This is a genomic window from Micromonospora globbae (genome assembly GCF_036184225.1).
Taxonomy (GTDB): domain Bacteria; phylum Actinomycetota; class Actinomycetes; order Mycobacteriales; family Micromonosporaceae; genus Micromonospora; species Micromonospora globbae.
Map to the genome: position 1 here is coordinate 3007674 of NZ_CP108084.1, position 24319 is coordinate 3031992.

A 24319-nucleotide genomic window follows, 5' to 3' on the forward strand; every position below is an offset into this window, starting at 1 on the left:
CTCACAGATGTCGGTAGACGTCCTTCAGCTCCAGGCCGGTGGCGAGCATCAGCACCTGGGTCTGGTAGAGCAGCTGGGAGATCTCCTCGGCGGCCCGCTCCCGGCCCTCGTGCTCGGCGGCCATCCACGACTCGGCCGCCTCCTCGACGACCTTCTTGCCGATGAAGTGCACGCCCCGCTCGAGCGCGGCGACCGTGCCCGAGCCGGGAGTGCCGGCCGCGGCCTTGGCCTGCAGCTCGGCGAACAACTCCTCGAACGTCTTCACACTGCGATTCTTCCAGCCCGGGTCGGCCGCCGGACGCGCCGGGTCCCGGCGGGTCCCGCCTGTCGGGCGGCGCCGGGCAACGGTGCGGCATCATTCCGGCGACGATTCCCTACCTAACCAGTGGGACACTCTTCGGGCCGGGGCCGGCCCGACCCTACGCTGTCGGCCATGGTTCGCAGCTCACGTACCGTCGCGCTCACCGCCGCCCTCGTCGCGGTCGCCGGGTGCGCACCCCAGGAAGACCCGACCCCCTCCTCGACAGCCAGCGCCGGCGCGAGCGCCTGCACCAAGGACAGCCTGCCCACCCGGACCCCCGGCAAACTCACGATCGCCACCGACGAGCCGGCCTACGAGCCCTGGTTCCGGGAGAACAAGCCGGAGAGCGGCGAGGGCTTCGAGGCCGCCGTGGCCTACGCGGTCGCGGAGAAGCTCGGGTACGCCCGGGAGGACGTGACCTGGACCCGGGTGAAGTTCGACGCCGCCATCGCGCCGGGGCCGAAGGCGTTCGACTTCGACATCAACCAGTTCTCCATCACCGAGGAGCGCAAGCGGGCGGTCGACTTCTCCGCCCCGTACTACCTCGTGCGGCAGACGGTCATCGCGCTGAAGTCGTCGAAGATCGCCGGCAGGACGAGCCTGGCCGAGCTGCGCGACGCCAAGCTGGGCGCCCAGGTCGGCACGACCAGCTACCAGGCGATCACCGACGTGATCAAGCCGAGCGTCGCGCCGCAGGTCTACAACAGCAACGACGACGCCAAGAAGGCCCTCCAGAACGGGCAGATCGACGGCCTCGTCGTGGACCTCCCCACCGCGTTCTACATCACCGGCGCGGAGATCACCGACGCCACCATCGTGGGGCAGGTGCCGCAGGTCGGCACGCCGGAGGCGTTCGGGCTGCTGCTGGACAAGGACTCGCCGCTCACCCGGTGCGTCAGTGACGCCGTGGGCCAGCTCGGCGAGGCCGGCACGCTCAAGCAGCTGGAGCAGAAGTGGCTCGCCCAGGTGGCGGGAGCGGCCGAGCTCACGTGAACGTCCTGCACCACATCCCCTCCACGGCGCAGCAGAGACGAACGGCGTACCGCCGACGGCAGACCGTACGCAGCGTGCTGGTCGCCGCCACCTCCACGGCGGCGCTCGGCACGCTCCTGGTGCTCGCCGTCACCGGGGCACCAGGGTGGGACCGGGTCCGGGAGTCCTTCCTGGACCCGGCCATCGCCCGGGACGCCCTGCCCGCGGTGCTCTCCGGGCTCTGGCTGAACGTCCGGCTGCTGGTCTGCTGCGCGGCCGGGGCGCTGCTGCTCGGCCTGGTCATCGCGCTGCTGCGGACGCTGCGCGGCCCGGTGTTCTTCCCGGTACGGGCGCTCGCCGCCGGCTACACGTACACCTTCCGCGGCCTGCCGCTGATCATCGTGCTCTACGTGCTCACGCTCGGCGTGCCGGGCCTGCGCCTGCAGGGCATGCCGCCCGTGCTGGTGCTCGGCGGCCTCGCGCTGGTGCTCACCTACGGCGGCTACCTGGCGGAGGTGTTCCGCGCCGGCATCGAGTCGATCCACCCGAGCCAGCTCGCCGCGGCCCGCTCGCTCGGGCTGACGTACCGGCAGACCATGCGCCACGTGGTGCTCCCGCAGGCCGTCCGCCGGGTGGCGCCTCCCCTGCTCAACGACGTGGTGGCGTTGCAGAAGGACGTCGGGCTGGTCTCCCTGGCCGGACCGATCGACGCGGTGCGGGCCGCCCAGATCGCCACCGCCGAGACCTTCAACTACACCCCGTACATCCTGGCGGGCGTGCTGTTCGTGCTGCTCGCGATCCCGCTGATCGCCGTCACCGACTGGGTGACGCTGCGGTCGGCCCGACGCCGGTCCGGAGGCTGAGATGGACGTGCTGACCTGCCGGGGGCTGCGCAAGGAGTTCGGCGACCACGTCGTCCTCGACGGCCTGGACCTGACCGTCGGCGAGCACCAGGTGGTGGCGCTCATCGGCGCGTCGGGGTCGGGCAAGTCGACCCTGCTGCGCTGCGTCAACCTGCTGGAGGACCTCGACGACGGTGTGATCGAGCTGGACGGGGAGGACATCTCCGACCCGCGGGTGGACCCGGACCGGGTACGGCGGCGCATCGGCATGGTGTTCCAGTCGTACAACCTGTTCCCGCACCTGTCGGTGTTGGAGAACATCACCCTCGCCCCGATCCGCGTGCACCGGCGCCCGCGGGCGGAGGCCGAGGCGCAGGCCCGGGAGCTGCTCGACCGGATGGGCCTCGGCGAGAAGGCGCACGCCTACCCGGACCGGCTCTCCGGCGGGCAGCAGCAGCGCGTGGCGATGGCCCGCGCGCTGGCCAACTCGCCCCGCCTCATGCTGCTGGACGAGGTGACGTCGGCACTCGATCCCGAACTCGTGGGCGAGGTGCTGTCGATGATCCGCGACCTGAAGGCGGACGGCATGACGATGGTGCTGGCCACGCACGAGATGGGGTTCGCGCGGGAGGTCGCCGACCAGGTGTGCTTCCTCGACGGCGGGCGGGTGGTGGAGGCGGGACCACCGGAGCAGGTGCTCGGTGACCCCACCCACCCGCGCACCCGGCAGTTCCTGAAGCGGATCATCGAGGCCGGGCGGCTCTGAGCCGCGCGACGGCCGCCTGGACGCGGACGGGCGGCGCCGCGGCGCCGCCCGTTGCGAGGGCGGCGTCAGCCGGCGCCGCCCGTTCCGAGGGAAGGCTCAGCCCGCGTCGCCCCGTTCGCGGCGGGCTCAGCCCGCGAAGCCGACGCGGTGGCCGTTGGCGTTGCTGACGGCCCGGACGGCCAGCGCGGCGTCGAGCGCGGCGACGGTGGCCGCCCAGCCCTTGTCCTCCGCCGAACCCGGCAGGCCGGCCCGGTCCCGGGCCTGCTCGAGGGTGTCCACGGTCAGCACCCCGTGCGCGACCGGCTTGCCCTCGTCCAGCGCCACCCGGGTGAGCCCGTCCGTGACCGACCGGCAGACGTAGTCGAAGTGGGCGGTGGCACCGCGGACCACGACGCCCAGCGCCACGACCACGTCGCAGCGGCGCGCGAGCGCCTGGGCGACGACCGGAAGCTCGACCGAGCCGGCCACCCGGGCCACCACCGTGCGCGCCCCGCACGCCTCGGCCGCGGCGACCGCCCGCTCCAGCATGTGGTCGGTCAGTTCACCGTGCCACCGGGCGGCGACCACGCCCACGGTCATCCCGGCCGCGTCCACCGGCGCCGTCGCCGGCTCCCCGAATCCCGCCATGTCTGTGCTCCGATCCCGTCACCGGCGGGCGGCCGGCCCCGCCGGCGCCTCGGTGACGTCGTCCAACTCGTCCAGTAGGTGACCCATCCGGTCCCGCTTGGTCCGCAGGTACCGCACGTTCTCGGGGTGGGGGCGCACCGGCAGCGGCTCGCGGCCGGTGATCGTCAGGCCGTACCCCTCCAACCCGGCCCGCTTCGCCGGGTTGTTGGTGAGCAGCCGCATCGACCGCACGCCGAGGTCGTACAGGATCTGCGCGCCCGTGCCGTAGTCCCGGGCGTCCGCCGGCAGGCCGAGGTCCAGGTTGGCGTCCACGGTGTCGCGGCCCATGTCCTGCAACTGGTACGCCTGGAGCTTGTGCAGCAGCCCGATGCCCCGCCCCTCGTGGCCGCGCATGTAGAGCACCACCCCGCGCCCCTCGCGGGCGACCCGCGCCAGGGCGGCGTCGAGTTGCGGGCCGCAGTCGCAGCGCAGCGAGCCGAAGACGTCGCCGGTGAGGCACTCGGAGTGCACCCGCACGAGCACGTCCTGCCCGTCGCCGATCTCGCCGTACACCATGGCGACGTGCTCCGACGGGTCGTGCGTGCTGCGGTAGCCCAGAGCCCGGAACACCCCGTGCCGGGTGGGCATCCGCGCGTCGGCGACCTGCTCCACCTGCTTCTCCGTACGCCGCCGGTACGCGATGAGGTCCGCGATCGTGATCAGCGTGAGCGAGTGCTCGGCGCAGAACTTCTCCAGGTCGGGCACCCGCATCATGGTGCCGTCGTCGTTGACCAGCTCGCAGAGCACGCCGGCCGGCCGCAGCCCGGCGAGCCGGGTGAGGTCGACGGCCGCCTCGGTGTGCCCGGGCCGGCGCAGCACCCCGCCCGGCCGGGCGCGCAGCGGCACCACGTGCCCCGGACGGGCCAGGTCGGCCGGGCCGGTGGCCGGGTCGGCGAGCAGCCGGATGGTGTGCGCCCGGTCGGCCGCCGAGATGCCGGTGGTGACGCCCTCCCGGGCGTCCACGGTCACCGTGTACGCGGTGCCGCGCCGGTCCTGGTTGGTGTGGTACATCGGCGGCAGGTCGAGCCGGTCGGCCTCGTCCTCGGTCAGCGGCACGCAGATGTAGCCGGAGGTGTACCGGACCATGAACGCGACCAGTTCCGGCGTGGCCAGCTCGGCCGCGAAGATCAGGTCACCCTCGTTCTCACGCCCGGCGTCGTCGACCACCACGACGGGCCGGCCCGCCGCGATGTCCTCCACCGCCTGCTCGATCGTTCCGAACGTGGTCATGCCACAGCCTCCGTGTAGGTGGGCGGGATGGCGCGGGCCGGGCGCAGCACCCGGGACGTACGCCACCAGCTGACGACGCCCCAGGCGCAGAACGCGCCGTAGATGAGGTACATGGCCGCCGACGGGTAGAAGCCGCCGTTCAGCAGCAGCGGCACGCCCACCGCGTCCACGGCGATCCAGATGAGCCAGAACTCGACCCAGCCGCGGGCCATGCCGTACGTGGCGAGCAGGCTGCCGGTGAGGATCCAGGCGTCGGGCAGCGGCCCCCACGAGCCGAGCGCGGCGAGCAGCGGGTACGCGGCGGCCGTGCCGATCACCGCGGCGGCCAGCAGCCCCAGGCGCTCCCGGGCCGTCGCCCAGCGCGGGGCCACCGCCCCCCGGTCGGGCACGACGCCGGCCCGGCGCGTACGCGACCACCGCCACCAGCCGTAGACGCTGACGGCGAAGAAGAACACCTGCCGGCCGGCCTGCCCGTACAGGTCGTGGGCCTGCGGGGTGGCGAACGCCCCGCCGAGGAAGACGGTGAACAGCAGCACGTTGCCGACCATGCCGACCGGCCAGGCCCACACGAGGCGGCGCAGGCCGAGCAGCGCGGAGGCGAGCCCGAACGCGTTGCCGACGATCTCGCGCACCAGCACCGGGGAGCCGGCCACGCTCACCTGCGCGTCGAGCAGCCAGTGCAGCGACCCCATCAGGCCACCTCCCCCCGCGGGGCGGCGCCGAGCAGCCGTTCGACGTACTTGGCCAGCACGTCCACCTCGAGGTTCACCGGGTCGCCGACGCGGCGCACGCCCAGGGTGGTGAGCTTCAGCGTGGTGGGGATCAGGCCGACCTCGAACCAGTCCGCTCCGACGCCGGCGACGGTCAGCGACACGCCGTCGACGGTGATCGAGCCCTTCTCCACGACGTAGCGGGCCAGGTGCGCGGGGAGCCGGAACCGGACCGTCTCCCACTGCGCCGCCGGCTCCCGGGAGAGCACCTCCCCGACGCCGTCGACGTGCCCCTGCACGAGGTGCCCGCCGAGCCGGCTGCCGAGCGTGGCGGCCCGCTCCAGGTTGACCGGGTCGCCGGGGCGCAGCCCGCCCAGCGCGGAGCGCCGCAGCGTCTCCCCCATGACGTCGGCGGTGAACGTCCCGCCGTCGACGTCCACCACCGTCAGGCAGACGCCGTTGACGGCGATGGAGTCCCCGTGCCGGGCGTCGGCGGTGACCAGCGGGCCGCGGACGGCGACCAGCGCCGAGTCCCCCGAGGTGGCCGTCACCGAGGCCACCTCACCCAACTCCTCGACGATGCCGGTGAACATGTCAGCCCTCCCTCTTACGGGGCAGCGCGGTGATCCGCAGATCCGGACCGATCTGCGTAACGTCGACGACTTCGAGATCGATCGCTTCGGCGATGGTCGTCACACCCGCGTCGACGAGCGCGGCCGGTCCGGCGCCGAGCAGCCGGGGTGCGACGTATCCGATGACCTTGTCGACCAGCCCGGCGGCCAGGAACGCGCCGGCCAGGCGGGGACCGCCCTCCAGCAGCACCGCCCGCACGCCGCGCTGGTGCAGCTCGGCGAGCAGCGCCGGCAGGTCCACCCGGCCGTCCGGGCCGGCGCCGACCTCCGCGGCGGTGGCGATCCAGGTGCGGGCCGCGCCGTCGCGGACCCGGGCGTCGGCGGGGGTACGCCCCTCGCTGTCCACCACCACCCGCAGCGGCTGGCGGATGGCGAGGCTGCCGTCGCGCAGGTTGCGGGCGGTCAGCCGCGGGTCGTCGGCGAGGACGGTGCCCACCCCGACGACCACGGCGTCGACGGTGCCGCGCAGCGCGTGCACGTCGATGCGGGCCGCCTCGGAGGTGATCCACATGCTGGTCCCGTCGGCCGCCGCCGACCGGCCGTCCAGGGTCGCGGCGTACTTCCAGATGACGTACGGCCAGCCGCGGCGCATGGAGGTGAGCCAGGCGATGTTGCCGGCCTCCGCCTCGCTGGCGCGTACGCCCAGATCCACCCGGACCCCGGCGGAGCGCAGGGTCGCGGCGCCGCCCGAGGCGACCGGGTTCGGGTCGGGGACGGCGATCACCACGCGGGCGACCCCGGCCTGGATGAGCGCGAGGCTGCAGGGGCCGGTGCGGCCGGTGTGGTCGCAGGGTTCCAGGGTGACGACCGCGGTGCCTCCGCGGGCCCGCTCGCCGGCCTGGGCGAGCGCCACGATCTCGGCGTGCGGCCCGCCGGCGTACGCGTGGAAGCCCTCACCGACGACCTGGCCGCCGGCGTCGAGCAGGACGCAGCCGACCACGGGGTTGGGGCTCGTGGTGCCCAGCCCGCGCGCGGCGAGTTCGATCGCGCGACGCATCGCCTCGTCGACGGAGACGCCCGTCATTCGCCCTGCCCTGCCCTCTCACTCGCCGGTCGCGCGCGGGCGGGAGTCGGGAGGCGTCGGCCGTGGGGCCGCGGGCAGGCGGCGGCGGAGGTGCGGGTACGGCGGAGCCGACCCGCAGGCCGGCACGGCATGCCGAGAGTCGGCGGCCGGGCACGACCCGTCCGTCCCGCGCGCTGTCTCCCATCCGGACTGTCTGGGCGCGGGTCGCCCCGCTCCCAACCGTCGGCCCCGGATTCTCACCAGGTCCACCGGGCGGCAGAGCCGACCGGGTCGCGGGCTGACCACGGACTGCGCCGTGGATCACCGCCGGTTCGGAATTTCACCGAGTCCCGCCAGCGCGTGGTGGGTACACCGGAAGTCTTACACGCCGACCGGGCGGTGCCGCCACCGAGGCGAGCTACTTCACACCGCGCGCCGGTCAGGCGACGCCGCGCCGCCGGTCCACCGCGACGTACGAGCCGGGTTGGCTCTTGGCCACCGACTTCATCTCGCTGGCGACCGCGATCGCCTCGAGCGGGTCGGTGAATCGCTTGTCCGAGTCGGAGAGGGAGACGCCGATCGAGAGCGTGACCAGCGCGGCCCGGCGGATGTTGCCCCGCCGGTCCTTGAGTTCGACGAAGCCCCGCTCCCGGTCGACGGGGTCGTAGAGCGAGTCGGCCGCCTTCTCGAAGTCCACCACCGCCCGCGAGGTCAGCGGCCGGACCTGGTCCGGCGCGCAGACGATGACGAAGTCGTCGCCGCCGACGTGGCCCAGGAACGCCGGCGGCAGCCCGACCGACCCCACCGCCCGGTGCAGGCTGCGCGCCAGCGCCGAGATGAAGTCGTCGCCGCGGACGAAGCCGTACCGGTCGTTGACGCTTTTGAACCGGTCGATGTCGATGTACCCGACGGCGTAGTCGGTGCCGCTGCGCACCCGGTCGGCGATCTCCCGCCGGATCCGGCTGTTGCCCGGCAGGCCGGTCAGTGGGGAGACCTCCCGGAACTCCTTGTTGCGGCGCAGGGTGGAACTGACCCGGGCCACCAGCTCGGCGGTGTCGAACGGCTTGACCAGGTAGTCGTCCGCGCCCGCGCTGAGACCGTGCACCTTGTCCACGGTCATCCCCTTGGCGGTGAGCATGATCACCGGCAGGGCGGAGGTCATGGGATCGGCCCGCAGCCGGCGGGTCAGCTCCAGGCCGTCGATCCTCGGCATCATGAGGTCGACCACCGCGAGGTCGGGCCGCTGCCGCTCGATGACCTCGAGCGCCTCCTGGCCGTCGCCGGCGAGGAGCACCTCGAAGCCGTGCAGGCGGAGGTTGAACTCGACGAAACGCGCGATGTCCTCGTCGTCGTCGACGACGAGGATGACGTCCGGGCGCTCCCCCGCCGGCTCCACGTCAGGCCCCGGAGGCCGCGCGTTCCGCGAGCGCCCGCAGCCGGCGCACCGCCTCGGCGGGGTCGTCGGCGCCGTAGACGGCCGTGCCGGCGACGAACGCGTCGGCGCCCGCCTCGGCCGCCTGCGCGATGGTGTCGGCGGCGATCCCGCCGTCGACCTCGATGCGCAGCTCCAGGTGACCGGCGGCGACGTGCCGGCGGGCCGTGCGGACCTTCTCCAGCAGCTCGGGGATGAAGCGCTGCCCGCCGAAACCTGCCTTGATCGTCATGATCAGCAGGGTGTCGAAGCTCGGCAGCAGCTCGAGGTACGGCTCGATCGGGGTGTCCCGGTCGATCGCCAGCCCGGCCTTCGCGCCGGCGGAACGCAGATCCTTGGCCAGCGCCACCGGGTTGTCACAGGCCTCGGCGTGGAAGGTCACGTTGTACGCCCCGGCGTCGGCGTAGCCGGGGGCCCACCGACGCGGATCCTCGATCATCAGGTGCACGTCGAACGGAAGCTCGGTGGCCGCCCGCAGGCTCTGCACCACCGGTAGGCCGATGGTCAGGTTCGGCACGAAGTGGTTGTCCATGACGTCGACGTGCAGCCAGTCGGCGGCCTCCTCGACGGCACGGACCTCATCGGCGAGGCGGGCGAAGTCGGCGGCCAGGATGCTCGGCGCGACGATCGGCGGCGGTACGGTCACCGGGCCAGTGTACGAACGCCGGCACGGCCGGCGACGGGCACGGCACCATCCGGGACGAGCCGTGACCCGGGGGTGACCCGTGGTGCAGAATTGGCGATCCGGGCGGGCGAATCCGGACGAGGAGGCGTCCGCGTCTGGCCGATCGACCGAAACGCGACGACACTCCAACGGGGACGGTGACGTGTGCCGGCGCCGGGGCGCCCGCCGCGCACCGGCCCCGCGGTCACCAGGTTCCGGAAAGGGCGGACGATGCGACGGTGGCGACGTCGGCTGGCAGTGCTGGCGCTGACCGGCGTGGTGGCGGCCCTGCTGGGCGGCTGCCTACGGCCGGACGCCGCCGACGGCGACCTGGTCGACGACTGGCCCGCGATGCGGGCCCCGCGACCGTTCGTCCCGGCCACCGACACGTGCCTGCCACGGATCACCCCGGTCGTGCAGGCGGGCACCTACGAGACGGTGCCGTGCTCCCGCAGCCACCTCGCCGAGGCGGTGCACGTCGGCACGTTCGACGCGGACGAGGCGGCGCCCCGGCCCGGGCCGGGCTCGCCGGCGCTGCGCGCCGCGCGGGCCGAGTGCGACCAGCGGGCGCGGGAGGTGCTCGGCGGCGACTGGCACGCGGCCCGGCTGACCCTGCACATCGCGCTGCCGTCGGCGGCCGGCTGGGCCGGCGGCGCCCGGTGGTTCCGCTGCGACCTCAGCGAGACCGACAGCATCGACAACACCCGCCCGGTCAACCGCACCGGCAGCCTGCGCGGCGCGATGATCGGTGACTCGCCGCTCATCCACCGCTGCTTCGACCCCAAGCTGATCGGCGGGAACCTGAACTACATGGAGCCGGTGCTGTGCACCGAACCGCACCGCGCCGAGTTCGTCGGCGTGTACGTCGAGCGGGACATGAGCTGGGAGACGTTCAGCGCCTCCGCCGACGGGGTGCACCGCCGCTGCATGGCGCTGATCGCCACGTTCGCGGCGGTGCCCAACAACAGCGAGCTGGCCTACCGGGTGGGATCCATCTTCTACCCGCCGTCGAAGCGGGAGTGGGAGGAGGGCGACCGGGGGGTGCGCTGTTTCCTGTGGAGCGACGACCGGAAGCTCACCCGGTCCATGCGGGGCGTGGGGCCGCGGGGACTGCCCGCGATCTGAGCGGCGGTGCCGTATGCTGCTGCGCCGTGGCGCAACCGGTCGATGATCGCCGGTGGGACGTGACCACGGTCGACGGGGAGGTCGGCGGATGCGACGGTGGTGGACGGCGGCCGTGACGGGCGCGCTGGTGGCGCTGGCCCTCACCGGGTGCGCGCCGGCCGGCCTCGACACGGACCTCACCGACGACTGGCCGGCGCTGGCCGCCGCCGAGGCGTTCGTTCCCGAGGCGGGCGTCTGCCACCTCGCCGTCCAGGACGTCGGCTACCTGAGCGCGTACAACCCCGTCGACTGCGGCGAGTCGCACCGGGCCGAGACGCTGTACGTCGGCACGCTCTCCGGCGCCGCGGCGGAGCGCGGCACACCTCCGCCCGCCGGTTCGGCGGGGATGCGGGCCGCCCGGGCGCAGTGCGACCGGGAGGTCAGCAAGGCCGTCGGCGCCGACTGGCGCGGCGGGCGGCTCGGCGTCGGGGTCGTCTTCCCGTCCCCCGCGGCGTGGGCGGGCGGCGCCCGGTGGTTCCGCTGCGACGTCAGCGAGACCACGAGCCTCGACGAGCCCGGTGTCAGCCTGCGGCAGGGGACGCTGCGCGGCGCGCTGAAGGGCGACTCGGCGCTGGCGCACCGCTGCTTCAACCCCAAGCTCGACGGCGACGACATCACGGAGATGAGGGCGGTCTCCTGCACCGCCAAGCACCACGCCGAGTTCGTGGGCGTCTACCAGGCTCCCGACGTCAGCTACGCCCAGTTCTCCGAGGCCACCCTGCGTACGCACAAGGCGTGCCGGAAGCTGATCGCCAAGTACGCGGCGGTGCCGGACGACGCCAACGTCCAGTACCGGGCCGGGACGATCTTCTACCACCCGTACGAGCAGGAGTGGAAGGACGGCAACCGCGGTGTGCAGTGCTTCCTCTGGGTCAGCGACCGCTCCCTCACCCGCTCGATGAAGGGCGCCGGCAGCAAGGCCCTCCCCATCCGCTGACCCCGACGGCCCGCCTCCGCGGACGGCGCGCCGACGGCCCGCCCCGCGCCGCTCAGCCGCGGCGGAGCACGGCGAGGAACATCGCGTCGGTGCCGTGGCGGTGCGGCCACAGCTGCACCGTCGGCCCGTCGCCCAACCCCGGCATGCCGGCCGGCAGCAGCGGCCGCGCGTCGACGAAGTCCACCGGGACACCGGAGCGGCGCGCCGCCTCGGTGACCGTCACGTGCGTCTCCACCGTGTGCGGCGAGCAGGTGACGTAGGCGACGACGCCGCCGGGACGGACGGCGCGCAGCGCCGCACCCAGCAGCTCCCGCTGCAGGCGGGTCAGCGCCGGCAGGTCCGACGGCTGCCGCCGCCAGCGGGACTCGGGGCGGCGGCGCAGGGAGCCCAGCCCGGTGCAGGGCGCGTCGACCAGCACCCGGTCGAAGTGCTCCTCGGGAAGCTTCGGGTCCCGCCCGACGGTGCGGCCGTCGGTGTTCAGCACGGTCACCGGCAGTCCGCGGGTGGCCTGGGCGACCAGCCGGGCACGGTGCTCGGCCACCTCCACGGCCGTCAACCGCGCGTCGCGCTGCGCCGCGAGGGCGCCGAGCAGCCCCGACTTGCCGCCCGGACCCGCGCAGAGATCCAGCCAGCGCCCGTCCGGCCCGTCCAGCGGCGCCACGGCGAGGGCGTTCGCCACGAGCTGGGAACCCTCGTCCTGGACGTGCGCGCGTCCCTCGACGACGGCCGGAAGGTCACCGGGAGCGCCGCCGGAGAGGTACACGGCGTACGGCGAGAAGGCGCCAGGGGCGCCGCCCACCTCGTCGGCCAGCTCGACCGGGTCGGCGAGCCCCGGCCGGGCGCACAGGTGCACGGGTGGACGCTCGTTGTCCTCGATGAGCAGCCGGGTGGTCTCGCCGAGGTCCCCGCCGAGCGCCTCGGCGAACGCCCGCACCACCCACTGCGGGTGGCTGTAGGCCAGCGCCAGGTGGCCGATCGGGTCGCTCTCCATGCTCGGGGCGAGTCGCTCCACCCAGGCGTCGGCGTCCCGGCCGGCGACCTCCCGCAGCACCGCGTTGGCGAAACCGGTGGCCCCGGGGCCCACCGCGCGGACCAGGTCGACGGTCGAGGAGACGGCGGCGTGCGCCGGCACCCGCGTGTGCAGCAGCTGGTACGCCCCGAGCCGCAGCGCGTCGCGTACCGGCGGGTCGATGCGCTCCACCTCCCGGCCGGCCGCGGCGGTGAGGATCGCGTCGAGGGTGCCGAGGTGGCGCAGCGTGCCGTAGGTCAGTTCGGTGGCGAAGGCCGCGTCCCGGCCGACCAGCCCCTCCTCACGGAGGATGGCCGGCAGGACGAGGTTGGCGAACGCGTCGTCCCGGTGCACGGCCGCCACGGCCTCGTACGCCGCGTGCCGGGGCCGGTCCACGGCCGGCCGGGGGCCGCGCCGGGCCGTCCGCCCGTCCGCCGGGCGACCGCCGTCACGCCGGCCGCTCCGCCGGCGGTCGGAGTCGCCGGGCCGACGCTCGTCGGCGGGACCGTCGCCGTGCCGGCGACCGGAGTCGGCGGGCCGGTCGTCGCGGGCCGGCCCGGGGGCGGTCACGCCAGTTCCTCTCCGGCGGCGACCCGGGCGCCGCGCGCCCAGTCGGTCGCCGGCATCGCCCGCTTGCCCGCGGCGCGCACCTCGCCGAGGCGGACGGGGACGGTGGCCGTGCCCACGAGCACGCGCGACTTCTCCACCCGCAGCTCGCCCGGCTTCAGCTCGGGCCCGTCGGTCACCGGGGTGACCGGGCCCAGCTTGACCCGCTCGCCCCGGAAGGTGCTCCACGGGCCGGGCGCCGGGGTGCAGGCGCGGATGCGCCGGTCGACCGCGAAGGCCGGGTCGGTCCAGCGGACGCGGGCGTCCTCGACGGTCAGCTTCGGCGCCAGGGACACCCCGTCGGCGGGCTGCGGCTCGGCGCGGGCGGTGCCGTCCTCGATCGCGTCGAGCACGGCGACCAGCAGACCGGCGCCCGACTCCGCGAGCCGCTCCAGCAGGTCCCCGGACGTGTCGGTGGGGCGGATCTCGTCGGTCAGGGTGCCGTAGACCGGGCCGGTGTCCAGCCCCTCCTCCAACTGGAAGACGCTGGCGCCGGTCACCTCGTCGCCGTGCAGGACGGCGTGCTGGACGGGCGCCGCGCCGCGCCAGGCCGGGAGCAGGGAGAAGTGCAGGTTGATCCAACCGTGCCGGGGGATCTCCAGGGCGGCCGGCGGCACCAGCGCCCCGTACGCCACCACCGGCACGCAGTCCGGCGCGAGGTCGCGCAGCCGGGCCAGGAACTCCGGCTCGCGCGGGCGGGCCGGGGTGAGCACCTCGACACCGTGCTCGTCGGCCCACGCCCCGACCGGGGAGCGGCTGAGGCCCCGCCCCCGCCCGGCGGGCGCGTCGGGGCGGGTCACCACGGCCACCAGCTCATGCCGGGAGGCGGCGACGGCGGCCAGGGACGGGACGGCGACGGCCGGCGTACCGGCGAAGATCACACGCACCGGCCGCTCACCCACCCAGGCCGAACGGGCTGCCGGCGGCCGGGCCGTGCGGGCTGAGCTTGACCACCGGCGGGGCAGCCGGGTCGTACCACTCCGCCTGGCGGATCGCCTTCATGGCCTCCTTGCGCCCGGCCGGGTCGAGCCGGTCGATGAAGAGCACCCCGTCGAGGTGGTCGGTCTCGTGCTGGACGCAGCGGGCCATCAGCCCGGTGCCGACGATCTGCACCGGGTCGCCGTAGCCGTTGAAGCCCTTGGCGATCACGTTCTGACGGCGCTTGGTGTCGAAGTAGAGCCCGGGGATGGACAGGCAGCCCTCGGGGCCGTCCTGCTCCTCCTCGTCGGGGAACTCCAGCACGGGGTTGACCAGGTGACCGAGGACGTCGTCGACGTCGAAGGTGAACACCCGCAGGCCCACCCCGAGCTGCGGCGCGGCGAGGCCGGCGCCGTTCTGCTCACGCATGGTGTCGGTCAGGTCGGCGATGAGCCGGCGCAGCTCGGCGTCGAAGTCGACGACCGGGTCGGCCGGCGTACGCAGCACCGGATCGCCGAACAGACGGATGGGCTGGACGGTCACGCGCAACGGCTCCTTCTGAGCGGGACGATCGGGGCCGTACCAGTCTACGGAGTACCGGTGCGGGCCTCGGCCGGCGGACGGTGGTCGACCGCCGCCGGTGTGCCGAGCGTCACCGACCGGACGGCCACGCCGGTCCACGGCCGGCGCCCGGTGCCGGCGACGGCCGCACCGGCGCGGGCCTCAGCAGCTCCACCCGGTGCACCACGCGGGTGCCGGTCAGCGCCGCCCCGACGAGGTCCGGGTGCGCCGCCACCGCGGCGGCCGGGAGCACGGCGAGCCCCGTGACCGACCGCCACCGCCGCCAGCAGCCCGGCGACGTCCGTCCCCGGGTACGTCACGCCCGCCGGGAAGCCCTCGGCGCCGGCGAGGGCCCGCAGCTGTGCGAGGGGCGCCGCGACCTGCGGCGCGTCGATCCAACGGGCGAGGGCCAGGTCCGCGAGCGCGAGCGCGGGCCGGGCGGCGAGCGGGTGGTCGCGGGGCAGCGCGACGACCGCGGGCTGCTCGCCGTGCACCGACACGTCCATCGGTGCGAGGTCGGTGCCCGGCAGGGGATCGTTCGGGGCAGCGTACCCGTCGAGCAGCCCGAGGTCGAGGTCGTCGGTCGCGACCCGGCGCGGCAGGTCGGCCCGCGTGGTGACGCACAGGGTCAGCGCGGGCTCGTCGGCCGCGAGCCGCGCCGCGGCGGCCGCCGCGAGGGGGGTGGCGCCGACCCGCAGCGGACCCGGTCGGGGCGCCGCCAGCCGGGCCAGGTCGGCCCGGGCCGCGGCGAGCCGGAGCAGGATCGGCTCGGCGTACGCCAGCAGTCGCGCCCCGGCCACCGTCGGCGCGACCGGCCGGCGTTCCAGCAGGCGCACGCCGAGGTCGGCCTCCAGGGCGGCGATGTGCTGGCTCACCGCCGACTGGGTGTAGCCGAGTTCCGCGGCGGCGCCCGAGAAGGACATGCAGGCGGGTGACGGCGGTGAAGGTGCGCAACAGGGTCGGGTCCACGGACGATAAGTGTTCCTGATGGCCCCAGTACGGATCATCGTTGGACGTGATCGGCTCGGGCCCACAGGATCGGTGGCATGACCCCACGCCTCGCTCTCGTCGGTGACCGCTCCCCCGCCGTCCGCGCCCACGTCCGGGTGCCCGCCCTGCTGGCCGCCCTCCGCGACCGGCACGGCATCGACCTGGACGCGTACTGGATCCCCACCGAGGAGGCGACGGCGAGCCGGCTCGACGGCTTCGACGGGATCTGGCTGCTGCCCGGCAGCCCGTACCGCAGCGAGGCGGGCGCCCTGCACGCCGTGCGGTGCGCCCGGATCGGCGGCGTTCCGCTGCTCGCGACCTGCGCCGGGTTCCAGCACGCCCTGCTGGAGTACGCCCGCGCGGTCTGCGGTCTCACCGGCGTCGCCCACGGCGAGAACACGCCGGACGCGGACGACCTGTTGATCGAGCCCCTCGCCTGCGCGTTGCGCGGGCACGAGGCGCCGGTGGTGTTCACCGCCGGCTCGCTGGCGCAGCGGGCGACCGGCGTCGAGCGCAGCACGGAGCGCTACCAGTGCGGCTACGGGTTGAACCCGCGCCACCTGCCGACCCTGGTGGCCCACGGCCTGCGGTTCACCGGCCACGACCCGCAGGGGCAGGTACGCGTCGCCGAGCTGCCCGGGCACCCGTTCTTCCTGGCCACGCTCTTCCAGCCGGAGCTGGCCGGCGACGGGGACGAGCCGCACCCGATGGTGCGGGCGTTCGCGGCCGCGGTGGCGGGCCGGCAGGGGTCGCCCGTCCGCTGACCGGTGCTCGGGTCAGGCGCCGTGGCCGGGCTCGCCGGCCAGCACGGCGTCACCGCCGCGCACGGCGTGCTCCGGCAGCGGCAGCCGGATGCCGTGGGCGGCCTCCCAGTCGTAGACGATGCCGGGGCGGACCTGGGCGGTGAAGTAGTCGACGGCGCTCATCCCGCCGACCACCGGCTCGTCCACCTCGCCGACCAGCTGGGCCGGCACCAGGTGGAAGCCGCTCTGCAGGGCGGCGCTGAGCCGGCGGTGGCCGTCGACGACGAAGAAGTGCGCGCCGGTGTAGCCGATCCGCAGCGGCTCCAGCGCCTCGTCGCCGGCACCGGCGACCTCGCCCACGAACTCCGAGTCCCACAGCCCGCGCAGGGTGGCGATGTCCTCGGTCGGGTAGACGCGGGCCGGGTCGAGCAGCAGCAGCGGCGGCTCGTCGCGCAGCACGTCGGCGCCGAGCCGACCCTCGTACACCGCGACGATGTGCTCGATGACCTCCTCGGGCGCGGCCCGGGTGGTGTCGCAGATCAGGTCGTAGTTGCGCAGCCGGGCCTTGTCCACGCCGTAGCGCACGAGGAACCGGCTCCGCTCGCTCTCGCTGCGCTCGTGCAGCTTGGCCTTGGCCTCCTCCAGCGAGGTGTAGCTCTCCGCCGGCCCGGAGGGGCGGGCGAGCACCCGGCGGGCCGCCTCGCCCGGCTCGGTGATCATGTGTACCTTGAGCGCGTCGGTGAAGAAGTGCCACGCCAGCCGGGAGTCCATGACGAGGCGCTCGCCGGAGGCCGCGATGTCCCGCTGGAGCTGGTCGACGTAGCCGTCGACCGCCTGGTCGAGCTCGGCGTGCAGGTTGAGCTGGAGGGCGGTCATCTGCCGCTCCTGCGCCATCTGCCGGTAGAGGTCGCCGACGCTGACCCGGCGCATCCCCAGCCGCTTGGCGATCTCCACCGACACCGTGCTCTTGCCGCTGCCGAGGTCACCGTTGAAGACGATCGACTGACGAACGGTCACGACTGGTCCACCCCTGATCACCGGCTGATCGAACTCATCGTCACTGGTGTCGGGCCCGACGCGCTCCCGCGAGCGTCGCGCCGCCATGTGCCCGGCATGACGGGCGATGCTACCACCCTGGCCTCGGGCTCCCACCGCACGCGGCGTGCGACACCGCCCGCACCGCCGGCCACCGCCGCCGCGAAGAGCCCGCCGCCGCCGGCCCGGGAAGCCCGCCGCCGTCGCCGCGGCAAGCCGACCGCCGCCGGCGCCGGACGCCGGCTGCCGCCGCAGCTAGAACAGGTCGAGCGGGTCGACCTGGAGGCGTACCGGGTCGGCCGCCTTGCGGGCGCTGCGGGACCCGGCGGCCGCGTGCAGCGCGCCGGCGAGGGCCGCCGCCCGGGCACGGGGGACCCGCACCAGCATCCGCTCCCGCTCCCCGTCGGCCGGGACCGGCCCCAGCACCTCCGCCCCCTCGGGCAGCCGCGCCTCGTCCAGGAGGTCCGCCACGGCGGCCGGCAGCCCCGTCACGCTCGCCATCCGGACCGCCGGCGGGAAGCCCAGCTCGCGGCGCTCGGCCAGTTCCCGGGCGGCGAACCAGCCGGCGTCCCAGCGCAGCAGCGCCTGCACCGGGGCGAGCGCGCCGTCGGCGACCACCACCACCCGGCCCCCGTCCCCGGCCGGGCGCGCCAGCGCGGCCGCGGCCATCCAGCGCCGCAGGGCCTCCTCCCCCGCCCGCAGGTCGGCCCGGGTGAGCAGGGCCCACGAGTCGAGCAGCAGCACGGCCCCGTACCCGCCGTCGGCCACCGGCTCGGCCCCCGGCGTGGCGATCACCAGGCCCGCCCCGCCGGGAACGGCGGCGAGCACCTCGTCCCGCCCGGAGGTGCGCACCGGCACGCCGGGGAAGGCCCGCCCCAGCTCCTCGGCCGTGCGCCGGGCGCCGGTGACGGCGGCGCGCAGCCGCCGCCCCCCGCACTCCGGGCAGGCGTACGCGGCGGCCACCCGGCCGCACCAGCGACAGGCCGGCGTGGCCGTCGCGGAGGGCAGGGCGAGCGGGCCGGCGCAGTGCGGGCAGCGCGCCGGCGTCCGGCAGTCCGCGCAGGACACGGAGGGCAGGTACCCGCGGCGGGGCACCTGGACGAGCACCGGCGCGTCGGCGCGGAGCGCGTCCCGGGCCGCCGTCCAGGCGAGGCTGGGCAGCCGCGCCGTGGCCGCGCCGGGGTCGCGGGCCAGCTGCGGGTCGTCGCCGGTCGGTGCGATGGCCGGCGTACGCGCGCGCGCCGTGGCCCGGTCGGCCACCACCTCGCGCGCCCAGCCGGTCTCCACCAGCAGTTGCGCCTCGGCCGTGCGGGCGTACCCGCCGACGAGCGCGCCCGTCTCGGCGAGCTGGGCCCGGGTGAGCAGCACCTCGCGGGCGTGCGGATAGGGGGCCCGGGGTTCGGCGTGCAGGTCGTCGCCGTCGTCCCAGACGGCCACCAGGCCGAGCCGCTCGACCGGGGCGAACATCGCCGCCCGGGTGCCGATCACCACGGGCACGTCGCCGCGCCGGGCGGCGAGGAAGGCCCGGTAGCGGCGGGCGGGGCCGAGCGCCGCCGAGAGGCAGACGTGCCGCCCCGGCCCGAGCGCCGCGCCGACGGCGGCGTCCAGCCGGTCGAGGTCCCGGTTGTCGGCGACCACCACGACGGCGCCGCGGCCGCCGGCCACGGTGGCGGCCACCGCGTCGGCGTACCGGGCGGCCCAGTCCTCCCCGGGCAGGGCCGACCAGACCGCGCGGGGCGCGCGGCCGTCGGCGAGCGCCCGCAGGTAGGCCGGGCCGGCGGGGTAGGCCGACCACCCGCGGTCGGGGTCGGGCGCCGGCACGGGCGCGGGAGGTTCCGGCGCCGCCGGAGCCTCCTTCTCCACGCGGGCGTGCCGGGGCGGCACGGCGAGCCGGAGCACGTCGGCGAGGCTGCCCGCGTACCGGTCGGCGACGGCGCGCGCCAGCCGGGCCACCTCCGGTGACAGGACCGGCTCCGGGGAGACGACCTTCTCCAGGTACGCCAGCCGCCCGGTGTGCCCGGAGTCGTCGGCACGCTCCAGCAGCCAGCCGTCCACGAGCTGCCCGGCGAAGCGGACCTTCACCCGGGCGCCCGGCACGGCCTGGGCGTCCAGCTCGGCGGGGACCAGGTAGTCGAACGGCCGGTCCAGGTGCGCGAGGGGGACGTCCACGCAGACGCGAGCGACCGGCGACCCGTCCGCGGGTCGCCGGTCGCTGCGCCTGGTGCCGGTCAGGCTCCCGCGGCCGACTTGAGGTCGGCGGCCCGCTCGGTGCTCTCCCACGTCAGGTCGGGCAGTTCCCGGCCGAAGTGGCCGTAGGCGGCGGTCTGCTGGTAGATCGGACGCAGCAGGTTCAGGTCCCGGATGATGGCCGCCGGCCGCAGGTCGAAGACCTCGGTGACGGCCTTCTCGATCGAGGCGACCGGCACGGTCTCGGTGCCGAAGGTCTCGATGAACAGGCTGACCGGGTGGGCCTTGCCGATGGCGTACGCGACCTGCGCCTCGCAGCGCTCGGCGAGGCCGGCGGCCACCACGTTCTTGGCCACCCAGCGCATCGCGTACGCGGCCGAGCGGTCCACCTTCGACGGGTCCTTGCCGGAGAACGCCCCGCCGCCGTGGCGCGCGTAGCCGCCGTAGGTGTCGACGATGATCTTGCGCCCGGTCAGGCCGGCGTCGCCCATCGGCCCGCCGATCTCGAACCGCCCGGTCGGGTTGACCAGCAGCCGGTAGCCCTCGGTGTCCAGGCCGAGGCTCTCCAGCTCCGGGGCGATCACGTGCTCGCGGATGTCCGGCGTGAGCAGGGAGTCGAGCGAGATGTCCGCGGCGTGCTGGCTGGAGACCACCACGGTGTTGAGCCGGACCGGACGGTGCCCCTCGTACTCGATGGTGACCTGCGTCTTGCCGTCGGGCCGTAGGTACGGGACCGTGCCGTCCTTGCGCACGGTCGCCAGCCGCCGCGCCAGCCGGTGGGCGAGGGCGATCGGCAGCGGCATCAGCTCCGGCGTCTCCGAGCAGGCGAAGCCGAACATCATGCCCTGGTCACCGGCGCCCTGCGCGTCCAGCGCGCTCTCCGACGCCCCGGTACGCAGCTCGAAGGCGTTGTCGACGCCCTGCGCGATGTCCTCCGACTGGGCGCCGATGGAGACGCTGACGCCGCAGGAGGCGCCGTCGAAACCCTTCTTGGACGAGTCGTAGCCGATGTCGAGGATGGTCCGGCGGACGATGGTGGGGATGTCCGCGTACGCCTTGGTGGTCACCTCGCCCGCGATGTGCACCTGGCCGGTCGTGATGAGGGTTTCCACCGCGACCCGGCTGCGCGGGTCCTCGGCGAGCAACGCGTCGAGGATGCCGTCGCTGATCTGGTCGGCGATCTTGTCCGGGTGGCCTTCCGTGACCGATTCGGACGTGAAGAGGCGGCGTGTCACGGCACTCCTAAGCGTGTGAAAGTCGTTCCGCGGAAGTCTAGTCACCACGGTGCGTGGCGGCGGGGCCGGTCGCGTCCTGTCTCACTCTTTACAGCGACCGGTCAACCGCGTCGCGACGAGGTCCCAGACGCCGTCGGCGAGGTCCTCCTTGGACCGTTCGTCCATCCGGACGACCGAGCCGTCCGCACCGATGACGGTCGCCGCGTTGGTGTCGGCGCCGAAGACCTTGTCCGGACCCACCTCGTTGACGACGATGAGGTCGGCTCGCTTGCGGGCCAGCTTGGCCCGACCGTTGGCCTCGGCGTCGCCGGTCTCCGCGGCGAACACCACCAGCACCTGCTCGGGCCGGCGGCGCCGGCCGAGCTCGGCGGCGATGTCCGGGTTCGTGACGAGTTCGATGGTGGGCGCGCTGCCGTCGTCCGCCTTCTTGATTTTGCCAGGCGCGTAGACGGCGGGGCGGAAATCGGCCGGAGCGGCGGCCATCACCACCGCGTCGGCGTCGACGGCCGCCTTCAGCGTCGCCTCCCGCAGTTCCTCCGTGGTGCCCACCCGGATCAGGTCGACCCCGGCCGGGTCGGCGAGGGTCACGTTCGCGGCGATCAGCGTGACCCGGGCGCCGCGGGCCACGGCCGCGCGCGCGAAGGCGTACCCCTGCTTTCCGGAGGAGCGGTTGCCGAGGAACCGGACCGGGTCCAGCGGCTCGCGGGTGCCGCCGGCGGTGACCACCACGTGGCGGCCGGCCAGGTCGGCGGGAGCGTCGACGCCGCGGGCGAGCACCCGGCGGGCGACCGCGAAGATCTCGGCCGGGTCGGGCAGCCGGCCCTTGCCCGTGTCGACGCCGGTGAGCCGGCCGACGGCCGGCTCGATGACGCGTACGCCCCGGGCCCGCAGCGTGGCGACGTTGGCCACGGTGGCGGGGTGCTCCCACATCTCGGTGTGCATGGCCGGGGCCAGCACCACGGGACAGCGGGCGGTGAGCAGCGTGTTGGTGAGCAGGTCGTCGGCCAGGCCGTGCGCCGCCTTGGCGATCAGGTCGGCCGTGGCCGGCGCGACGACGACGAGGTCGGCCTGCTGGCCGAGGCGTACGTGCGGCACCTCGTGCACGTCGGACCAGACGTCGTCGGCGACCGGCTGGCCGGAGAGCGCGGCCCAGGTCGGCGCCCCGACGAAGCGGAGCGCCGACGCGGTGGGCACGACCCGGACCCGGTGGCCCGATTCGGTGAAGAGCCGCAGCAGCTCACACGCCTTGTAGGCGGCGATGCCGCCACCGACCCCGAGGACGATCCCGGCGGACATCGCGGTGCGGCGGGTTACGGCTGGTCGGTCGGCTCGGCGGTGAGCAGGCCGGCGTTGATCTCGCGCATGGCGATGGAGAGCGGCTTCTCCTGCGGGGTGGTCTCGACCAGCGGCCCCACGTACTCCAGCAGGCCCTCACCGAGCTGGCTGTAGTAGGCGTTGATCTGGCGGGCCCGCTTGGCCGCGAAGATGACCAGCGCGTACTTCGACGTCGTCTTCTCGAGCAGCTCGTCGATCGGCGGGTTGGTGATGCCCTCGGGGTTGGTGGCGATGGATCCCACGAATAACCTCTGCGTCTGTCGAACCGCGCGGGACGCGGTGCTGACTGGCGACCGCGGCCGACTCCGGTGAACCGCGGCCGACCCCGGCCGTGCTCGCAGGCGTGGCTGTCAGCCGCGCACAGGTGGCTGTCAGCCGCGCACGCGCGGGCCGGCCGGAGTCGGATAAGAAGAACCGAGCAAGCCTACCAGCTCATCAGCGACCCGATCGGTCAGGTCGTGCGTGAGGACGAGTTCGAACGCGGCGGCGACGGCCGGGTCGGGCCGGTGGTTCGGCGGACGGAGCAGCACGAGCCGGGCGTCGGTGAGACGCTCGCGGACGGCGAGGGCGCCGGGGATGTCGAGCGGCAGCAGCGCCGGCTGACCGGCGGCGAGCCGGGCCCGCAGGGGGTCGTACGGGGTGCCGCGGCGGTGCGGACCGGCCCGGGACCACTCCAGCAGCCCGCCGGCGGCGATCAGCCGGTCGAACGCGGTGGGGGTCAGGAAGACCCGGTCCACGCCGTCGACCTCGCCGTCGCGGCGGGGCCGGGTGGTCGCCGGCACCGGCCGCCACACGGCGGGAGAGCGCGCCCGGACGAGCTCGACGACACTCTCCCGGCCGGCGCCCGAGGGGCCGGCCAGGACAGTGAGCCGAGCCGCCGGGCGCGCCTCGCCTGCCGTGCTCACTGCTTGTTTCTACACGCTGCCGCGCTCAGTTGGCGGCGAACTCCCCAAGCAGTGCCTTGCGCTGCTGCTCGCCGAGGCCACGCAGGCGGCGGCTGTCGGCGATCTTGAGCTTCTCCATGATCTGGGTGGCCCGGATCTTGCCGATGCCCGGCATCGCCTGCAGGACGGCCGACACCTTCAGCTTGCCCACGACGTCGTCGGACTCGGCCCGCTCGAGAACGGCTCCGAGGGTGGTCTTGCCCTGCTTGAGCTGCTCCTTCAGCTCAGCACGGGCCTTGCGGATCTCCGCGGCCTTCTCCAGCGCGGCAGCGCGCTGCTCGGGGGTCAGTGACGGGAGCGGCACCAGTTCTCCTCAGGTCCCTATAGCGACGGGCGGATCGCACCGCCGCATCTGTGAAACGTGGTGTCGCTGTGAACCAAGGGGTCCGTGGTTCCCAGCGCGGGGAAAACTAGCGGTCAACGGAGCTTTCGGCAACGTGGGCGCGCGATGATCTTCGCAAAGTGACCGAGCCGTCAGTCAGCCGGCGGCGCCCACGACGGCCCGGCACTCGGCCAGCACGCGGTCCGCGGCGGCTCGCAGCGCGGCCACGTCGGGACCCGCGCCGAGCACCTCGCGGGAGTACGACGGGAGCACCGCGGGCAGGCTGGCGCCGAAGACCGTACGCAGATCCGCGGCCGTCGCCCCCTGCGCGCCGAGCCCCGGCGCGAGCAGCGGACCGCCCACCCGGGAGAGGTCGTGACCGGTGTCGCCGATCGTCGCGCCGACCACCAGACCGAAGCTTCCCAGCGGCGTCGCACCCGCGTTGAGCTGGGAAATCTCGTCGATGACGGTTTGCGCGACGGTCCGCCCGTCGGGCGTACGGGCGTGCTGCACGGCAGCGCCCTCGGGGTTGGACGTGAGCGCCAGGACGAACACGCCGCCCCCGTGCTCGGCGGCCAGCTCGAACATCGGGGCGAGCGAACCTACTCCCAGGTAGGGGCTCGCGGTCACCGCGTCGACATACAGAGGGCTGGATGGATCGAGGTACGCCTCGGCGTACGCGCGGACCGTCGAGCCGATGTCGCCACGCTTGACGTCGAGGAGAACGAGCGAGCCACTATCCCGTAACTGTCGGATAGTTGACTCAAGAATCCCGACACCTCGGGCACCGAACCGCTCGAAGAAGGCCGACTGGGGCTTGACCACCGCAACCCGGTCACCGAGGGCGTCCACGACGGTCCGGGCGAACCGATCAAGCCCCTCCACGTCGTCCGGGAGCCCCCACCGGGCCAGCAGCCCGGGGTGCGGGTCGATCCCCACACACAGCGGTCCCCGCTCGCCCACGACCCGGTGCAACCGGGCGCCGAACGTCTCCATCTGTCCCCTCCCTCTCGCTCAGCCCGGGGCGGCGCCACGCCACCACGGTTCCCTCGCTCAGCCCGGGGCGGCGCCACGCCACCCGGTCACGGTTCCCTCGCTCAGCCCGGGGCGGCGCC

26 protein-coding genes and 1 riboswitch are annotated in these 24319 nt (G+C 74.7%); of the genes, 6 read left to right on the forward strand and 20 right to left on the reverse strand.

Annotation, left to right across the window (positions count from 1 at the left end; all coding sequences use genetic code 11):
• Window position 1: 1 nt before the first annotated feature.
• Window positions 2-265, reverse strand: a complete 264-nt coding sequence (locus OG994_RS13260) for a phosphoribosyl-ATP diphosphatase (protein WP_120331238.1) — start codon at window positions 263-265, stop codon at window positions 2-4.
• 168 nt (window positions 266-433) lie between these two features.
• Between OG994_RS13260 and OG994_RS13265 the strand changes: the two genes are divergently transcribed.
• The 3 genes from OG994_RS13265 to OG994_RS13275 are packed head-to-tail and all read left to right on the forward strand — an operon-like array spanning window position 434 to window position 2881.
• Window positions 434-1294, forward strand: a complete 861-nt coding sequence (locus tag OG994_RS13265; RefSeq protein ID WP_328853438.1) for an ABC transporter substrate-binding protein — start codon at window positions 434-436, stop codon at window positions 1292-1294.
• 5 nt (window positions 1295-1299) lie between these two features.
• Window positions 1300-2136 (forward strand): amino acid ABC transporter permease, encoded by an 837-nt coding sequence (locus tag OG994_RS13270; RefSeq protein WP_192902280.1) that lies wholly within the window; start codon window positions 1300-1302, stop codon window positions 2134-2136.
• A gap of 1 nt (window position 2137) precedes the next feature.
• Window positions 2138-2881 carry an amino acid ABC transporter ATP-binding protein gene (locus OG994_RS13275; protein ID WP_120331240.1) on the forward strand — a complete coding sequence of 248 codons (744 nt, stop codon included), beginning with the start codon at window positions 2138-2140 and terminating at the stop codon, window positions 2879-2881.
• Between the two features lie 126 nt (window positions 2882-3007).
• Here OG994_RS13275 and ribH read toward each other — a convergent pair whose 3' ends face one another.
• The 7 genes from ribH to rpe form a co-directional block, all read right to left on the reverse strand.
• A complete protein-coding gene (gene ribH, locus OG994_RS13280) occupies window positions 3008-3508 on the reverse strand; it encodes a 6,7-dimethyl-8-ribityllumazine synthase (protein WP_120331241.1) in 501 nt (166 codons plus the stop codon).
• Between the two features lie 18 nt (window positions 3509-3526).
• Window positions 3527-4777 (reverse strand): bifunctional 3,4-dihydroxy-2-butanone-4-phosphate synthase/GTP cyclohydrolase II, encoded by a 1251-nt coding sequence (locus OG994_RS13285; RefSeq protein ID WP_120331242.1) that lies wholly within the window; start codon window positions 4775-4777, stop codon window positions 3527-3529.
• Window positions 4774-5469, reverse strand: a complete 696-nt coding sequence (gene pnuC, locus OG994_RS13290; RefSeq protein ID WP_120331243.1) for a nicotinamide riboside transporter PnuC — start codon at window positions 5467-5469, stop codon at window positions 4774-4776. The genes OG994_RS13285 and pnuC overlap by 4 nt, the downstream gene beginning before the upstream one ends.
• Window positions 5469-6080 (reverse strand): riboflavin synthase, encoded by a 612-nt coding sequence (locus OG994_RS13295; RefSeq protein ID WP_328853439.1) that lies wholly within the window; start codon window positions 6078-6080, stop codon window positions 5469-5471. Before OG994_RS13295 ends, pnuC begins: the two co-directional genes overlap by 1 nt.
• A gap of 1 nt (window position 6081) precedes the next feature.
• On the reverse strand, window positions 6082-7143 hold the full coding sequence (ribD, locus tag OG994_RS13300; protein ID WP_328853440.1) for a bifunctional diaminohydroxyphosphoribosylaminopyrimidine deaminase/5-amino-6-(5-phosphoribosylamino)uracil reductase RibD: 1062 nt from the start codon (window positions 7141-7143) through the stop codon (window positions 6082-6084).
• A 168-nt stretch (window positions 7144-7311) separates the two neighbouring features.
• Window positions 7312-7484, reverse strand: a riboswitch (FMN riboswitch).
• A 77-nt stretch (window positions 7485-7561) separates the two neighbouring features.
• Complete coding sequence (locus OG994_RS13305) at window positions 7562-8518, reverse strand: GGDEF domain-containing response regulator (RefSeq protein ID WP_328853441.1); 957 nt, start codon at window positions 8516-8518, stop codon at window positions 7562-7564.
• Window position 8519: 1 nt separating this feature from the next.
• A complete protein-coding gene (rpe, locus tag OG994_RS13310) occupies window positions 8520-9200 on the reverse strand; it encodes a ribulose-phosphate 3-epimerase (RefSeq protein WP_120331247.1) in 681 nt (226 codons plus the stop codon).
• Between the two features lie 249 nt (window positions 9201-9449).
• Between rpe and OG994_RS13315 the strand changes: the two genes are divergently transcribed.
• Together OG994_RS13315 and OG994_RS13320 are read left to right on the forward strand one after the other, a co-directional pair.
• Window positions 9450-10343 carry a septum formation family protein gene (locus tag OG994_RS13315; protein ID WP_120331248.1) on the forward strand — a complete coding sequence of 298 codons (894 nt, stop codon included), beginning with the start codon at window positions 9450-9452 and terminating at the stop codon, window positions 10341-10343.
• A gap of 88 nt (window positions 10344-10431) precedes the next feature.
• Window positions 10432-11319, forward strand: coding sequence for a septum formation family protein (locus OG994_RS13320; protein WP_120331249.1), 888 nt, complete (start codon window positions 10432-10434; stop codon window positions 11317-11319).
• A 52-nt stretch (window positions 11320-11371) separates the two neighbouring features.
• On the opposite strand, the gene OG994_RS13325 is transcribed toward OG994_RS13320, so the two are convergent.
• From OG994_RS13325 to OG994_RS13340, 4 genes are read right to left on the reverse strand one after another with little or no spacing between them, the layout of a single operon-like run.
• Entirely contained in the window at window positions 11372-12940 is a 1569-nt protein-coding gene (locus OG994_RS13325) for an RsmB/NOP family class I SAM-dependent RNA methyltransferase (RefSeq protein ID WP_407942608.1), read from the reverse strand.
• Window positions 12895-13821 (reverse strand): methionyl-tRNA formyltransferase, encoded by a 927-nt coding sequence (gene fmt / locus OG994_RS13330; protein WP_120331271.1) that lies wholly within the window; start codon window positions 13819-13821, stop codon window positions 12895-12897. The genes OG994_RS13325 and fmt overlap by 46 nt, the downstream gene beginning before the upstream one ends.
• A 7-nt stretch (window positions 13822-13828) precedes the next feature.
• The gene (def, locus tag OG994_RS13335) at window positions 13829-14395 is read right to left on the reverse strand and encodes a peptide deformylase (RefSeq protein WP_120331251.1); all 567 of its coding nucleotides are present in this window, start codon (window positions 14393-14395) and stop codon (window positions 13829-13831) included.
• A gap of 44 nt (window positions 14396-14439) precedes the next feature.
• A complete protein-coding gene (locus OG994_RS13340; RefSeq protein ID WP_328853443.1) occupies window positions 14440-15336 on the reverse strand; it encodes a LysR family transcriptional regulator in 897 nt (298 codons plus the stop codon).
• Window positions 15337-15459: 123 nt separating this feature from the next.
• Here OG994_RS13340 and OG994_RS13345 point away from each other — a divergent pair, with 123 nt between their 5' ends.
• A complete protein-coding gene (locus OG994_RS13345; RefSeq protein ID WP_328853444.1) occupies window positions 15460-16167 on the forward strand; it encodes a CTP synthase C-terminal region-related (seleno)protein in 708 nt (235 codons plus the stop codon).
• 12 nt (window positions 16168-16179) lie between these two features.
• Here the strand turns inward: OG994_RS13345 and OG994_RS13350 are convergent, their stop codons facing one another.
• From OG994_RS13350 to pyrF, 8 genes are all read right to left on the reverse strand, one after another.
• Entirely contained in the window at window positions 16180-17163 is a 984-nt protein-coding gene (locus tag OG994_RS13350) for an AAA family ATPase (RefSeq protein ID WP_120331252.1), read from the reverse strand.
• A gap of 273 nt (window positions 17164-17436) precedes the next feature.
• Entirely contained in the window at window positions 17437-19413 is a 1977-nt protein-coding gene (locus OG994_RS13355) for a primosomal protein N' (RefSeq protein ID WP_456238365.1), read from the reverse strand.
• On the reverse strand, window positions 19410-20603 hold the full coding sequence (gene metK / locus OG994_RS13360) for a methionine adenosyltransferase (protein ID WP_120331253.1): 1194 nt from the start codon (window positions 20601-20603) through the stop codon (window positions 19410-19412). The genes OG994_RS13355 and metK overlap by 4 nt, the downstream gene beginning before the upstream one ends.
• A gap of 81 nt (window positions 20604-20684) precedes the next feature.
• Complete coding sequence (gene coaBC, locus OG994_RS13365; RefSeq protein WP_120331254.1) at window positions 20685-21899, reverse strand: bifunctional phosphopantothenoylcysteine decarboxylase/phosphopantothenate--cysteine ligase CoaBC; 1215 nt, start codon at window positions 21897-21899, stop codon at window positions 20685-20687.
• 14 nt (window positions 21900-21913) lie between these two features.
• On the reverse strand, window positions 21914-22180 hold the full coding sequence (gene rpoZ / locus OG994_RS13370) for a DNA-directed RNA polymerase subunit omega (RefSeq protein WP_120331255.1): 267 nt from the start codon (window positions 22178-22180) through the stop codon (window positions 21914-21916).
• Between the two features lie 129 nt (window positions 22181-22309).
• Entirely contained in the window at window positions 22310-22843 is a 534-nt protein-coding gene (locus OG994_RS13375) for a nucleoside/nucleotide kinase family protein (protein ID WP_120331256.1), read from the reverse strand.
• A gap of 25 nt (window positions 22844-22868) precedes the next feature.
• Window positions 22869-23186, reverse strand: a complete 318-nt coding sequence (gene mihF, locus OG994_RS13380) for an integration host factor, actinobacterial type (RefSeq protein WP_007458370.1) — start codon at window positions 23184-23186, stop codon at window positions 22869-22871.
• 174 nt (window positions 23187-23360) lie between these two features.
• Complete coding sequence (gene pyrF, locus OG994_RS13385) at window positions 23361-24200, reverse strand: orotidine-5'-phosphate decarboxylase (RefSeq protein WP_328853446.1); 840 nt, start codon at window positions 24198-24200, stop codon at window positions 23361-23363.
• Window positions 24201-24319: the final 119 nt, after the last annotated feature.